General features: G+C 69.5%; 18 protein-coding genes. 16 read left to right on the forward strand and 2 right to left on the reverse strand.

Annotated features, from left to right (window positions below):
- Positions 1-7 precede the first annotated feature (7 nt).
- From ASG30_RS20600 to ASG30_RS22710, 7 genes are read left to right on the forward strand one after another with little or no spacing between them, the layout of a single operon-like run.
- Complete coding sequence (locus ASG30_RS20600; RefSeq protein ID WP_055901486.1) at positions 8-1,816, forward strand: cytochrome c oxidase subunit I; 1,809 nt, start codon at positions 8-10, stop codon at positions 1,814-1,816.
- Positions 1,813-2,511 (forward strand): cytochrome c oxidase subunit 3, encoded by a 699-nt coding sequence (locus ASG30_RS20605; RefSeq protein ID WP_055901489.1) that lies wholly within the window; start codon positions 1,813-1,815, stop codon positions 2,509-2,511. The genes ASG30_RS20600 and ASG30_RS20605 overlap by 4 nt, the downstream gene beginning before the upstream one ends.
- 16 nt (positions 2,512-2,527) lie before the next feature.
- A complete protein-coding gene (locus ASG30_RS20610) occupies positions 2,528-3,289 on the forward strand; it encodes a heme-copper oxidase subunit III family protein (RefSeq protein WP_082522232.1) in 762 nt (253 codons plus the stop codon).
- A 13-nt stretch (positions 3,290-3,302) separates the two neighbouring features.
- Positions 3,303-3,698, forward strand: a complete 396-nt coding sequence (locus ASG30_RS20615; protein WP_055901500.1) for a cytochrome C oxidase subunit IV family protein — start codon at positions 3,303-3,305, stop codon at positions 3,696-3,698.
- A gap of 4 nt (positions 3,699-3,702) precedes the next feature.
- Positions 3,703-4,218, forward strand: a complete 516-nt coding sequence (locus ASG30_RS20620; RefSeq protein ID WP_055901503.1) for a DUF1269 domain-containing protein — start codon at positions 3,703-3,705, stop codon at positions 4,216-4,218.
- An 18-nt stretch (positions 4,219-4,236) separates the two neighbouring features.
- Positions 4,237-4,464 (forward strand): DUF6494 family protein, encoded by a 228-nt coding sequence (locus ASG30_RS20625; protein WP_055901506.1) that lies wholly within the window; start codon positions 4,237-4,239, stop codon positions 4,462-4,464.
- A 15-nt stretch (positions 4,465-4,479) separates the two neighbouring features.
- Positions 4,480-4,653: a hypothetical protein gene (locus ASG30_RS22710; RefSeq protein ID WP_156385639.1), complete on the forward strand. Its 174-nt coding sequence runs from the start codon at positions 4,480-4,482 to the stop codon at positions 4,651-4,653.
- Here ASG30_RS22710 and ASG30_RS20630 read toward each other — a convergent pair whose 3' ends face one another.
- Both ASG30_RS20630 and ASG30_RS20635 read right to left on the reverse strand, forming a co-directional pair.
- Positions 4,654-5,871 (reverse strand): MFS transporter, encoded by a 1,218-nt coding sequence (locus tag ASG30_RS20630; protein WP_055901511.1) that lies wholly within the window; start codon positions 5,869-5,871, stop codon positions 4,654-4,656.
- Positions 5,864-6,319, reverse strand: a complete 456-nt coding sequence (locus tag ASG30_RS20635; protein ID WP_055901514.1) for a MarR family winged helix-turn-helix transcriptional regulator — start codon at positions 6,317-6,319, stop codon at positions 5,864-5,866. Before ASG30_RS20635 ends, ASG30_RS20630 begins: the two co-directional genes overlap by 8 nt.
- Positions 6,320-6,388: 69 nt before the next feature.
- On the opposite strand from ASG30_RS20635, the gene ASG30_RS20640 reads away from it, so the two are divergent.
- The 9 genes from ASG30_RS20640 (at position 6,389) to ASG30_RS20680 (ending at position 13,272) form a co-directional block, all read left to right on the forward strand.
- Positions 6,389-6,934 (forward strand): PaaI family thioesterase, encoded by a 546-nt coding sequence (locus ASG30_RS20640; RefSeq protein WP_082522233.1) that lies wholly within the window; start codon positions 6,389-6,391, stop codon positions 6,932-6,934.
- A 136-nt stretch (positions 6,935-7,070) separates the two neighbouring features.
- On the forward strand, positions 7,071-7,772 hold the full coding sequence (locus tag ASG30_RS22715; RefSeq protein WP_156385640.1) for a hypothetical protein: 702 nt from the start codon (positions 7,071-7,073) through the stop codon (positions 7,770-7,772).
- A complete protein-coding gene (locus tag ASG30_RS22720; RefSeq protein ID WP_156385641.1) occupies positions 7,773-8,225 on the forward strand; it encodes a hypothetical protein in 453 nt (150 codons plus the stop codon).
- Positions 8,226-8,709: 484 nt separating this feature from the next.
- Positions 8,710-9,135 carry a hypothetical protein gene (locus tag ASG30_RS20655; RefSeq protein WP_235579857.1) on the forward strand — a complete coding sequence of 142 codons (426 nt, stop codon included), beginning with the start codon at positions 8,710-8,712 and terminating at the stop codon, positions 9,133-9,135.
- Positions 9,136-9,295: 160 nt separating this feature from the next.
- On the forward strand, positions 9,296-9,952 hold the full coding sequence (locus ASG30_RS20660) for a HupE/UreJ family protein (protein ID WP_082522234.1): 657 nt from the start codon (positions 9,296-9,298) through the stop codon (positions 9,950-9,952).
- A 105-nt stretch (positions 9,953-10,057) separates the two neighbouring features.
- Positions 10,058-11,644 (forward strand): DUF4331 domain-containing protein, encoded by a 1,587-nt coding sequence (locus tag ASG30_RS20665; RefSeq protein WP_055901527.1) that lies wholly within the window; start codon positions 10,058-10,060, stop codon positions 11,642-11,644.
- Between the two features lie 8 nt (positions 11,645-11,652).
- Positions 11,653-11,949, forward strand: coding sequence for a hypothetical protein (locus ASG30_RS22825; RefSeq protein WP_055901531.1), 297 nt, complete (start codon positions 11,653-11,655; stop codon positions 11,947-11,949).
- Positions 11,946-12,767: a DUF4198 domain-containing protein gene (locus ASG30_RS20675; protein ID WP_055901533.1), complete on the forward strand. Its 822-nt coding sequence runs from the start codon at positions 11,946-11,948 to the stop codon at positions 12,765-12,767. The genes ASG30_RS22825 and ASG30_RS20675 overlap by 4 nt, the downstream gene beginning before the upstream one ends.
- Positions 12,757-13,272, forward strand: a complete 516-nt coding sequence (locus tag ASG30_RS20680; RefSeq protein WP_055901536.1) for a hypothetical protein — start codon at positions 12,757-12,759, stop codon at positions 13,270-13,272. Before ASG30_RS20675 ends, ASG30_RS20680 begins: the two co-directional genes overlap by 11 nt.
- Position 13,273 lies beyond the last annotated feature (1 nt).

The raw sequence follows: 13,273 nt of genomic DNA on the forward strand, positions 1-13,273 counted from the left end.
TTTGCCCATGGCGACCCACGTTGCGCACGACGAAACCGATTTCGCCCCGCCCGCGGAGGTGGCGGAGGTCCACCTCTACCACCCCAAGACCTTCATCGGGAAATACGTCTGGAGCCAGGACGCCAAGGTCATCGCCATCCAGTACGCGGTGACGGCCATCGGCATCGGCCTGGTGGCGCTGGTGTTCTCCTGGCTGATGCGGCTGCAGCTGGGCTTTCCCAACAGCGTCGGCTTCATCACGCCGACCACCTACCTGCAGCTGGTGAGCATGCACGGGATGATCATGGTGATCTACCTGCTCACCGCGCTCTTCCTGGGCGGCTTCGGCAACTACCTGATCCCGCTGATGGTCGGCGCGCGGGACATGGTGTTCCCCTACGTCAACATGCTCAGCTACTGGCTCTACCTGCTGGCGGTGCTGCTGCTGGTGGCGAGCTTCTTCGTGCCCGGCGGTCCCACCGGGGCGGGCTGGACGCTCTATCCCCCGCAGGCCATCCTGGACGGCACGCCGGGGTCGCATGCCGGCATCCTGCTGATGCTGGTGTCGCTCGCGGTCTTCGTGATCGGCTTCACGATGGGCGGCCTCAACTACGTGGTGACGGTGCTGCAGGCCCGCACGCGCGGCATGACCATGATGCGGCTGCCGCTGACGGTGTGGGGCATCTTCATGGCCACCGTGCTGGCGCTGCTGGCCTTCCCGGCCCTGTTCGTCAGCGCGATCATGATGTTCCTGGACCTGACGCTGGGCACCAGCTTCTTCATGCCGGCGCTGGTCAACAAGGGGCAGCAGACGGGCTACTCGGGCGGCAACCCGCTGCTGTTCCAGCACCTGTTCTGGTTCTTCGGCCACCCCGAGGTCTACATCGTGGCGCTGCCGGCCTTCGGCATCGTGTCGGACCTCATCTCCACCCACGCGCGCAAGAACATCTTCGGCTACCGGATGATGGTCTGGGCCATCCTGATCATCGGCGGGCTGAGCTTCGTGGTGTGGGCCCACCACATGTACGTGAGCGGCATGCACCCGTACTTCGGCTTCTTCTTCGCCACCACCACGCTGATCATCGCGATCCCGACCGCCATCAAGGTCTACAACTGGGTGCTGACGCTGTGGCGGGGCAACATCCACCTGACGGTGCCGATGCTGTTCGCCATCGCCTTCGTCTTCACCTTCGTCAACGGCGGCCTGTCGGGCCTGTTCCTGGGCAACGTGGTGGTCGACCTGCCGCTGTCGGACACCATGTTCGTGGTGGCCCACTTCCACATGGTGATGGGCATCGCGCCGGTGCTGGTGGTCTTCGGCGCCATCTACCACTGGTACCCCAAGATCACCGGGCGGATGCTGGACGACACGCTGGGCAAGCTGCACTTCTGGGTCACCTTCGTCGGCACCTACGCGATCTTCTACCCCATGCACTACCTGGGGTTCATGGGCATCCCGCGGCGGTACTTCGCGATCGGCGGCACCGGATTCATCCCCGACTCGGCCCACCTGCTCAACGCCTGGATCTCGATCGCGGCCTTCGTGGTGGGCGCGGCGCAGATCACCTTCCTCTACAACCTGGTGCTCAGCTACTACCGCGGCCAGCCCTCCGGCGGCAACCCCTGGCACGCCACCACGCTGGAGTGGCAGACGGCGCAGACGCCGCCGGCGCACGGCAACTTCGGCAAGGAGCTGCCGGCCGTCTACCGCTGGGCCTACGACTACGGCGTGCCCGGCCTGAAGACCGACTACATCCCGCAGACCGTGCCGCCCTCGGAAGTGGCGGCCGAAGCCTGGGTGCGCCAGCAGCCGCAGCCCAAGGGAGTCGAGGAATGACGATCGCGCTGGTCTTCCTCTCGGTGATGATGGCCGTCATCGTCGGCTGGCTGCTGCGCCAGACGTTCAACGTGCAGCCCTGGCAGGCCCAGGCCGCGGGCCCGGAGTTGCCGGCCCTGCAGGCGGGGCGGCCGCCGATCACCACGGCCCTGTGGGTGTTCCTGGGCGTCGCCACCTCGCTGTTCGTGCTCTTCGTCAGCGCCTATGCGATGCGGCTGGGCCTGGCCGACTGGACGCCGTTGCCGCGCCCGCGCCTGCTCATGCTGAACACCGCGCTGCTGGTGGGCGCCAGCCTGGCGATGCAGTGGACGGTGCTGGCCGCGCGACGCGGGGCAGCAGCCCACGTGCGCAAGGGCCTCGCGGCCTCGGGCGTGCTGACGGTGGGATTCCTCGCCGGCCAGCTGGTCGTGTGGCAGCAGCTGCGGGGCGCCGGCTTCTTCGTCTCCACCAGCGCCGCCACCGCCTTCTTCTACCTCTTCACCGCGGTGCACGGCCTGCACGTGCTCGGCGGGCTGGTGGCCTGGGCGCGCGCGTCGGCGCGGGCCTGGCGCGGCGCGGACACCGAGCGCACGCGGCTGGCGATCGGCCTGTGCGCGACCTACTGGCACTACCTGCTGGCCGTGTGGGTGGTGCTGTACGCGCTGATCGTCTCCGATGCCGTCGGGCTGGCGATCTGCTCGTCTGCCCCCTTGTGACACGCGTGAGGGAACCATGACGCCCCCCCCCGAAGCCACCGCAAGCGCCGCCACCCTCGACGCGCCTGCCACCCTGGAGCCGCCGGGTGTCGCGCCCGGCCGCGCGGGCTGGCAGAGCGTGGTGCGCGACGCGGCTTCGGACCAGCGGCTGTTCAAGGACGTGCCCTGGGGCAAGCCGATGATGTGGATCTTCCTGCTGAGCGACACCTTCATCTTCGGCAGCTTCCTCATCTCGTACATGACGGTGAGGGCCTCCACCACCGTGCCGTGGCCCAACCCGAGCGAGGTGTTCTCGCTCACGATGTTCGGCCAGAACGTCCCGCTGCTGCTGATCGCGATCATGACGTTCGTGCTGATCACCAGCAGCGGCACCATGGCCCTGGCCGTGAACTTCGGCTACCGGCGCGACCGCCGGCGCACCTTCGCGCTGCTGCTGGCGACGGCGGTCCTGGGCGCCACGTTCGTGGGCATGCAGGCCTTCGAATGGACCAAGCTGATCCACGAGGGCGTGCGGCCCTGGGGCAACCCGTGGGGCGCGGCCCAGTTCGGCTCGTCGTTCTTCATGATCACGGGCTTCCACGGCACGCACGTCACCATCGGCGTGATCTTCCTGGTCATCGTGGCGGTGAAGGTGCTGCGCGGCGACCTCGACCACGAGCGGGCCGGCTTCCTCACCGGCCGCAGCGGCAACTACGAGATCGTGGAGATCATGGGCCTGTACTGGCACTTCGTGGACCTGGTGTGGGTCTTCATCTTCGCGTTCTTCTACCTCTGGTAGCAGGAGCCCCGGCATGGACCAGACCGACCACCCCCACCCCCACGCGCCGCCCGCCGGCGGCACGACCGGCTCGCACGCCCATGGGCAGCAGCACCCGCTGGGCATCTATTTCAAGATCTGGGCCCTGCTGTTCGTGCTCAGCATCGCCTCGTACATGGTCGACTGGTTCCAGGTGCAGGGGCTGCTGAGGTGGACGCTGATCGTCGCCTTCATGCTGCTCAAGGCCGGCTTGATCGTCGCCGTCTTCATGCACATGCTGTGGGAGCGGCTGGCGCTGCTCTACGCCATCGTCGTGCCGCCGCTGCTGCTCATCACGCTGCTGGGCATCGGTGCCCTCGAAGCCGACTACACCTTCCTGACCCGGGGCACGTTCTTCGCGCCCGCGGCCGAGAATTCAACTGGGAGATGACACCATGACCACTCGCATCTACTGGCTCCTGCCCGACGTGGAGAGCGCACAGGACACGATGGACGACCTGCTGCTGGCGCACGTGGAGTACCGCCACATGCACTTCGTCGGCCGCGAGGACCTGGACATGAAGGACCTGAACCGGGCCAACGTGATGCAGACCTCGGACGTGGTGCGCTCGGCCGAGATGGGCCTGATCCTGGGTGCCTCGCTGGGCGCGCTGATCGGCGGCCTGGTCGCGGTGTTCTACCCCATCGTCGGCGACAAGCCGCAGTGGGGCGTGGCCGTCGGCCTGGCCATCGCCGGCGCGCTGTTCGGCGTGTGGACCTCGACCATGATCGGCGTGTCCACGCCGAGCAAGCGGCTCAAGCGCTTCGCGCCGCAGATCGAGCAGGGGCAGGTGCTGCTGATGCTCGACCTGCCGCGGCTGCGAGTGGACGAGATCACGGCGCGCCTGCAGAAGCGGCATCCGGAGGCGCACTTCGAGGGCCGCGAGGCGGAGACGCCCGCTTTCCCGTAGCGACGCGCGGGAGACCCCATGGACGACGAAGCCCTGAACATCAGCATCCGCAAGTTCCTCAAGACCGTGGGCGTGAGCTCGCAACGGGAGATCGAGCGCGCCGTCGCCCGGGCCCTGGAGGAGCGCACCATCGCCGGTAACGAGAGCTTCCCGGCCCGCATGACGCTGGAGATCGCAGGCCTGAAGCTGAAGGCGCAGTTCGATGGCGAGATCCGCCTGGCCGAGGGCGCCGCCGGCCCGATTTGACAAGGAGATCCCACCATGGCGAACACCGGCAGGCAGCCCACGCCCGACGACATCGAGGCCGCACGCGGCGAGGAGCCGATCCCGCCCGCCTCCGAGGACGAGGTCCTGGAAGAAACCGCGCGCCTGGCGCGCGAGGGCAAGAAGGAGCTGGAGTCCGACCCCAAGGAACCGAAGCCGGCCGCGCCGTGATCAGGCCGCGGCAGCCGCCACCCGCGGCTTGAGCCTGGCCTCGCGGATCGGCAGGTGCACCAGCGCCGCGCCGACGGCCAGCACGATGTCCACGTACCAGACCCAGTCGTAGCTGCCGGTGGCCTGGAACACGGTGCCGCCCATCCAGGCGCCCAGGAAGCCGCCGACCTGGTGCGACAGCATGACGATGCCGAACAGCGTGGCCATGTTCGCCGGGCCGAAGAACTTGGCCACCAGGCCGGCGGTGGGCGGCACGGTCGACAGGAAGGTGACGCCCATCACGGCCGAGAACACCAGCACCACCGGGCCGGTCTTGGGCGCCAGCAGGAACAGCAGCACGGCCAGCCCGCGCACGGCGTACACCAGCGACAGCAGCGACTTCATGCGCCAGCGGCCCACGGCCCAGCCCATGGCGATGCTGCCCACGATGTTGAACAGGCCCAGCAGCGCCAGCGCCCAGCCGGCCCATTCGGTGCTCAGGCCGCAGGCCGCCACCACGCCCGGCAGGTGCGTGGCCAGGAAGGCCACGTGGAAGCCGCAGACGAAGAAGCCGGCGGCCAGCATCAAGTAGCTGGGGTTGCGCAGCGCCTGGCCGATGGCCTCTCGCGTGCCCAGCGGCCTGGGGCCGGTGGCGCCCGCGGCCTGCAGCGAATTGCCCTTGAGGATCCACGCGGCCGGCAGCGCCAGCAGCACCAGCACCGCCAGCACCTGCATGGCGCCCACCCAGCCGATGCCCACCATCAGCGTGGCGGCCAGCGGCGCCAGCAGGAACTGGCCGGTGGAGCCGCCGGCGTTGACGATGCCGGTGGCCAGGCCGCGCTTGTCCAGCGGGATCAGCCGCATGGTGGCCGACATCAGCACGGCCGGCCCGGCCATGCCGGCGCCCCCGGCGGCCAGCACGCCGATGACCAGGATCAGCCCGAGCGTGGTGTCCATGTAGGGCGTGAGGAAGGTGCCCAGCGCGACCAGCAGCGCGCCCGTGAACAACACCCGGCCGGTGCCGATCTTGTCGGCGATGGCCCCGGCGAAAGGTTGCGTGAGGCCCCACCACAGCTGGCCGAAGGCGAATGCCAGGCTGATGCTGGCCAGGCCCAGGCCGGTGGCCGTGTTCAGCGGCGACAGGAACAGGCCCATGGTCTGGCGTACGCCCATGGTGAGGGCGAAGGTGCCGGCGGCGGCCAGCAGCACGGCCCAGAGGGCGAATCGGCGTTCACTCATCTTCGTCTCCCGGGCCGGCCGGGGCCAGCAGTTCGGTGCATTCGTCCAGCAGCGCATGCAGCGCCAGCACGCGGCGGACCCCCAGTTGCGCGTTCAGGTTCTCCTGCGCCACGCGCCAGCGCCGCTGGGCCTCGTGCCGCTTGTCGCGCCCGGCGTCGGTGGCCAGCACCCGGTGGCTGCGGGCGTCGTCGCCCGCCTCCAGGGCCAGCAACCCCGCGGCCAGCAGCGGCTGCAGGTTGCGGCTGAGCGTGGAGGCGTTCACCTTCATCTCGCGCGCCAGGTCGACCGGGCGGATGGGGCCCAGCTTGCAGACGTAGGAGAGCAGCGAGTACTGCGTGCCCCTCAGCCCGGTCTTGCCGACCTCGGCGTCGTAGTGCTGCGCCACCCGGCGCATCAGCTGGCGCAGCTTCAGGTTGGTGCAGCCCTGCGGCTTGACAACGGTGTCCATGGGCGATTATTGTAGATGCAACCGTTGCATATGCAAGTACCAGATGCGAAAAGGACCAGGAGTCGACCGATGACGCAGCACGACATGCTCGAACAATGGCTGGCGCAGGAGCGCGAGCAGACCGCCCGCTTCGAAGGGGGCGCCGGCTGCGGCGTCGCGCGGCCGGACCAGGTGGCCGGCCTGAGCGGGCTGGAGATGCTGCATGCCATGCTGGCCGGCCGGCTGCCCTACCCGCCCATCGCCCGCACGCTGGACTTCCTGCTGGTCGAGGCCGAGGACGGCCGCGCCGTGTTCCAGGGCACGCCCGGCCCGGCCCACCTCAACCCCATGGGCGGCATCCACGGCGGCTGGTACGCGACGCTGCTCGATTCGGCGCTGGGCTGCGCCGTGCACACCAGGATGCCGCCCGGCCGCGGCTACACCACGGCCGAACTGAGCGTGAACATCGTGCGCGCCCTGGGCAGCAAGGCGCAGCGCGTGCGCGCCGAGGGCAAGGTGCTGCACGCGGGGCGGCAGCTAGCCACCGCCGAAGGCCGGCTTTATGGCCCCGACGGCACGCTGTACGCGCACGCGACGACGACCTGCCTGGTGTTCGAGTTGCCGGCCGCGCGCTAGCTGTTCCAGGCGGGTCGCCCCCGCCGGTCGCACGCTGCGCCGAAAGTCGACAAACTCGAGCAGCTCGGCCTGACCTTCTACCTCTTCCGTCCGGCAACCATCCTTCCCAATCACCCCCCGACAAATCGGAGGAGTGATGAAGAAACTGTGCTGCCTGATGGCGCTGGCCGTTCTCGCCGGCATCGGTCCTGGAGAGGCATCCGCTCAGCCTGCGCCGGGGGAGATCGTCGAGTACCCAGATACCAGCCTCACGGCCTGCCCGACCCAGCATGAAGTCCTGTCCCACTTCTACTACGTGGTCGATTCCCCTTTCTACCGTGGAGCAACGTGGTGCGGTGCGGCGCAAGCCGTGACCAACTACTGGAGCGAGACCGGTCCCTTGCGGCCCTACATCCTGGAGGAGTGCACCGCGGGGCATCACTGGAGGTTTTCAACTGCCTGCAGCACCACCACTTTCTGCGACGGTTCGGGCCGGGACCACCACTGGCCTCCCATGCGCGGCATCACCATGGTGTGCATCGGTGTGGCCCCGCCGCCGGAGCCGCCACTGGATCCGGGGAATCCACCCCTCGGCTGCATCACAGGTTCGGGCGGTTTCTCCCGATGCCTTCGCGACGAGGGCGTCCTCCCCTCCGGCACGCCCCCGGGCACTCCCGCGGTCGGCGGCCTCAATCCGAATGCCGGTTCCCCTGGCAACGACGACTCGCACGCCGAAGCCCCGCCCCAGGTGCTGCCTGACGCCGGCGCCAACCAGGGTTCCTGCACGCGCGCCGAGGCGGTAGGCAACCCGATCTTCGCTGGCACCGGCAACAAGTTCCAGGAAGAGGTGGTCGCCTAGATGATTCGCAACACACGCCATGCACGTACGCTGCCCGGATGGATGCGGCTGCTCTTTTCGCTGTTCGCGGGCCTGCTCTGGTTAGGTGTCCTTGAGAGCATGCTCGTGCTCCGGTCGCTGTGGGTGAATTCAGGGCCGTCAGAGTACGTGGCAGTTCAGCTGGTCATGGCCGCAGCAGTATCAGGCTGCATGCTTATTGCTACGTCACTAGGAGCACTTGCACTTTCTTCACTTGCCTTCACGCCGACGTTGTTCCGGAAGGTCAACATTGGCTTGATCGGCGGCGGTTTGACGATCTTCACGGCGCTCCTGTTTATGGACCTGACCACGTCACGAGCGGTGATGCACGGAGAACTCTTGGAAGGAAAGAGAGCCAGCTTGGTCGTATATGGCCTTGTACTAACTCTGACAGCTGGACTGCTGCATCTGCTGCACCGACGCCGGTCTTCGTAGCCGAGTTCGCAACGGCTCAGACGGCAAGAGGCGACCGGTGTGGCAATGGCCGTACAGCGCGTTCGGGGATAACAAGCCGAGAGGGGCGTTGGTGCGAACGCTGCCGCGCGGCAACGAGCCGGCGCAGCTGATAGCTACGGAGCCGATCGAATTCGGCCTGAGGTTTCCTGGACAGCAGGAGGATGCCGAGGCTGGCTTGTCGGATAACTTGTTCCGGTGGCATCACTCCAAAGGCGGGCGCCAACTCCAAAAGCTCGACCTAGGCGAAATGTTGACCGTTGCCTACGTGAAGTCTGGCACAGACAACTGGGCGACAGTAGTTGGCGAGCCAGTCATGATCGGGATCCACGGCGCAGAACTCTAAGACCTCGCCGGCTTCCGAGTCGTCACGTGCAATTGACACCGACCAGATGCCGGGCCTTCGGCAACATGATTCCGTCCAACATTTCCGAGCAGATCATCTATGCTTAGTTCGCTCAGATCAGTGCTGGCCAGCATCATCCGTGGGCTCTTGTGCGCCATATTCGCCCTCGAGATGTTTGGAGCAGCGCTTGCAACAGAAGGCTTGTGGGCTTACCGAGATGGTGTCGATGCTTCGCCAGCAGACGCTGTGACGCTCTGCGCCGTGTTGCTCGTCATGATGATTGCTTCCGTTCTTTCCGTCTTCTCGCTGTTCGGCCCGCAGTTGAAACTGCAAACACGGGCTCTGGGCTCCTTGTCTGCCTCAGTCTCACTCCTGCTTCGAACTGCTTTGCTTCTCGCTCCAGCAAGCGTGGCGATGCCGTGGACGAGCGAGCTTCTCTCGGGCAAGAGGTTCGATGTGATCTTTGGAACTCTCGCCACCTGCGTGGCACTTGTCTTCGCGGCAGCGGACGACGTGCACGCTGCGCGCCCCGAGGCTCGCTCCTGAAGGGCGCCGGTACTGCACCCACCCTGCCCTCGCGGCTCGTGGGCTACGACAGCCGGGACCGCGCCATCCGGTTGGCGGCACTCCACCGGCGACAATGCCCCGGCCGCGCGCGCTCCTCCGTGCGGGCCCCTGCAACCTCCCGAGCCTCGCGCCCACCGACATGAACCTGGATTCGCCCCGCACCGGGACCGCCCTGCCGCTGTCCGTCCCACGCCGCCTCGGCTTGCGCAGCGAGTCCGGCCGCATCGCCTTCACCCTGTGCCTGCTCGCGGCCAGCGCCGCGGCCCACGCGCACACCGAGGAAGTCACCGCCGGCGGCTTCGTCTCGGGCCTGCTGCATCCGGTGACCGGCATCGACCACCTGCTGGCCATGGTGGCCGTGGGCATCTGGGGCGCGGTGCTGGGCGCCCCGCTGCTGTGGGCGCTGCCCATCGTGTTCCCGCTGCTGATGGTGGGCGGCGGCATGCTGGGCATCGCGGGCATGCCGCTGCCCTTCGTCGAGGGCGGCATCGCGCTGTCGGTGCTGCTGCTGGGCCTGGCCATCCTGGCGGCCTGGCGGGCGCCGGTGGCCGTCGCGGTCGCGCTGGTCGCCGCGTTCGGCGTGCTGCACGGCCATGCGCACGGCACCGAGTTGCCCGCTTCGGCCTCGCCGGCCGCCTATTCCACCGGCTTCGTGCTGGCCACCGGCGCGCTGCACCTGGCCGGCATCGGCCTGGGCGAGTTGCGGCGGCTGCCGCGCGGCGCGGCGGTGATCCGGGCGATCGGCGCGGCCATGGCGGTGGCCGGCTCCTGGATGCTGGTGACCAAGCTGGCCTGAACAAGGAAAGCCCGAGCGCCACGCCGGGAGATTCGGCCGCCCACATCGGGGACGCCGCCCGCTGCGTATTGAGGTCCTGCCGCGTCGGCAGCGAAGGAGCACCTCATGCGCAACTCATTCCCGTTCCGGGCCTCGGCCGTCGCGGCCGCGCTGGCCCTGGCCAGCGGCATAGTCTCGGCCGCCAGCCACCGCGAAGCCCCGTTCATCACCACCGTGCCCAAGGTGGACTCGAGCGACTTCTACCTCTTCCGCAGCTATGAAGGCGTGGCCCCCGACGGCAGCGGCGGACGCAGCGACTTCGTGACGCTGATCGCCAACTACCTGCCGCTGCAGGACGCGTACGGCGGCCCCAACTACTTCTCGCTGGACCCGAACGCGCTCTACGAGATCCACATCGACAACAACGGCGACGCGGCCGAGGACATCACCTTCCAGTTCCGCTTCAACAACAAGCTGAACGACGTCGCGCTGCCCATCGGCAGCAAGAGCGTGGCGATTCCGCTCATCCAGGCCGGGCCGGTGGCCAACGTGGGCGACGCCAACCTCAACCTCAGCGAGACCTACACGCTGACTGTGGTGCGGGGCGACCGCCGCCGCGGCACCGCCCAGCAGGCCACCAAGGCCGGCGGCGGCGCCACCTTCGAGAAGCCGGTCGACTACATCGGCACCAAGACGCTGGGCAACGCCGCGGCCTATGCGGCCTACGCCAACCGGCACGTGCACGCCGTCAACCTCCCCGGCTGCGCCACGCCCGCCCGCGTCTTCGTCGGCCAGCGCCAGGAGGGTTTCGCGGTCAACCTCGGGCCGATCTTCGACCTGGTGAACGCGCCGCTGTCCACCATCACCGACCCGTCCCAGATCAATGCCGCGGCCGCCAACTCCATCCAGGGCAAGAACGTCACCTCGCTCGCACTGGAAGTTCACCGCAGCTGCCTGACCCAGGGCAGCGAGCCGGTGATCGGCGGCTGGACCACCGCCAGCCTGCGCCAGGCCCGCCTGCTCAACCCGACGCCGGCCGCGGGCCACCAGGCCACCGAACGCGCCGGCGGGGCCTGGTCGCAGGTTTCGCGCCTGGGCCAGCCGCTGGTGAACGAGGTGGTGATCGGCGTCAAGGACAAGGACCGCTTCGGCGCCTCGCGGCCGCGCGACGACGCGCAGTTCCTGGACTACGTGACCAACCCCACGCTGCCCGCGCTGCTGGGCACGGTGCTGCAGGCCAACCTCGCGCCCACCAACCTGCCGCGCACCGACCTGGCCACCGTGTTCCTGACCGGCATCACCGGCGTGAACAAGCCGGCCACCGTCACGCCGTCGGAGATGCTGCGGCTGAACACCGCGACGCCGCCGGTGCCCTTCGCCAGCCAGAACCGCCTGGCCATCGTGGGCAGCCTCAAGGCCTCGCCGGCGGGCACCGACTTCGCCGGCTTCCCGAACGGCCGCCGTCCCAAGGACGACGTGGTGGACATCGCCCTGGTCGCGATGCTCGGGGGCCTGTGCGTGGCCAACGGCGATGCCAACACGCTGGGCCTGAACACCATCCCCGGCGTCGCGGGCGTGAGTTCCGCCTGCCGGCCGGCCAGCGTCCCCACGGGCGCCACTTCGCTGGACGTGCACGACGCGGTCGACCAGGCCGCCGTTCCCTTCCTCGCCGGCTTCCCCTACCTGAACACGCCCAACCCTGGCGCACAATGAGGCCCGCCATGACCAACCGAATCCTGATGAAGACCCTGGCGGCCGGCCTGGCCGGCGCATCCCTGCTGCTCGCCGCCTGCGGCGGCGGTGGCGGTGGCGGCAGCGGTGGGGGTGGCGACGCTGCGCCCACGGTGCAGTTCGTGCCCGGCACCGACGTGCCGGCTTCGGCCACCGCGTCGGCTGGCGGCGCCTTCGAGTTCGTGCTGGGGCTGCTGGCCACGACCAGCGAGACGTCCGACCCGATCACGGTCGGCAACGCCACGCTGGGCACCAGCGAAACCGAAGACTCGCGCGCGCTCCAGTGAGCCGCCCCGTCCTGCGACGGCTTGCCGCCGCCAGCGCCCTGCTGGCGGCGTGCGCGGCCGCCTTGGCCCATGACAGCTGGCTCAGTCCCGGCGCGGAGCCCGCGGGGCCGGGCCTCCTGCGCGTGGAGCTGGCCGTGGGCGCGCACTTCCCGGTGCGCGACCCGGCGGTGGCCGCCGCGAGCATCACGCGCGCCGCCTGCGTCGAGCCCCAGGACCGCGAACCGCGCGCCCTGCTGCCGCGCGAAGAACACGATCGCCACGTCGAACTGCGCGCGCGGGCCGATGCCGCGCGCGGGGTCGCCTGCTGGGCGGAGCTGCGGGCGCACGAGGTGACGCTGACGCCCGAGGTGGTGCAGGGCTACTTCGCCGAGATCCGTCCCCCCGAGGCCGCCAGGCAGCTCTGGGCGCAGCAGCTCGCGCGCGGCGTCGCCTGGCGCGAGAGCTACCGCAAGTTCCTGCGCATGGAAACGGTGCCGGCCGCGGCCGCCGTGGACGGCGCGGGGCTCGAGGTGCTGCGGCGCCCGCGCGGCCTGGCGATGGAGATCCTGCCGGTCGGCACCGAAATCCTGCAGGCCGGCCGCCCCGCCGCGTTCCAGGTGCTGCTGGACGGCCGCACGCTCGCCGGCCAGTGGGTGCAGATGGTCAGCGAGCGCCACACCCAGGGCGTGTGGCGCCAGACCGATGCGCAGGGCACGGTCCGCGAAGCCCTGCCGTTCGGCGGCCAGTGGCTGCTGCGCGCCACCCACCTGGAGCCGCCGGTCCAGGACAGCCAGCCCTGGCGCAGCCGCTTCGCCACCCTCGTGGTGAATGTCCGGTGAAGGCGCGGCCGTGACGGCCGGCGCCCTCTTCTTCCTGCAGCAACCGCTGGCCTGGCTGCCCGTGGTGGCGGTGCTGCTGCTGGTGCGCGATTGCAGCGGGCGCACCGCGCTGTCGGCCGCCGCCGTGCTGCTGGCCGCCGCCGCGGCGACCCACTGGCTGCCGCCGCAGGGTCTGCTGCGCCTGGGCGCCGCGGGCTTCGTCGCGGCAGCCGGGATCGGCGTCGCCGCGTCGCTGCGACTGCGGGGCGCCCCCGCGGTCCTGGTGGCGGGGCTGGGCGGCGTGGCCCTGGCGCTGGGCGCGGACTTCGCCATCGCCACGCCCGCCGAGGCGGCGGGTGCGCTGCTGGTCGCCACCCTGCTGATGGCCGCGCTGGCCGCGGCCTGGCGGTTGGTGCCGCCCCGCTGGCGCGAGGCTCCCGTGGCGCGGGTCGGCGTGCGCGTCGCCGGCGCCTGGATGGGCGCCATCGGCCTGCTGCTGCTGTCGCTGCAGGTCGCGCGCGGCTGAC

Source organism: Ramlibacter sp. Leaf400 (assembly GCF_001424545.1).
GTDB lineage: Bacteria > Pseudomonadota > Gammaproteobacteria > Burkholderiales > Burkholderiaceae_C > Ramlibacter.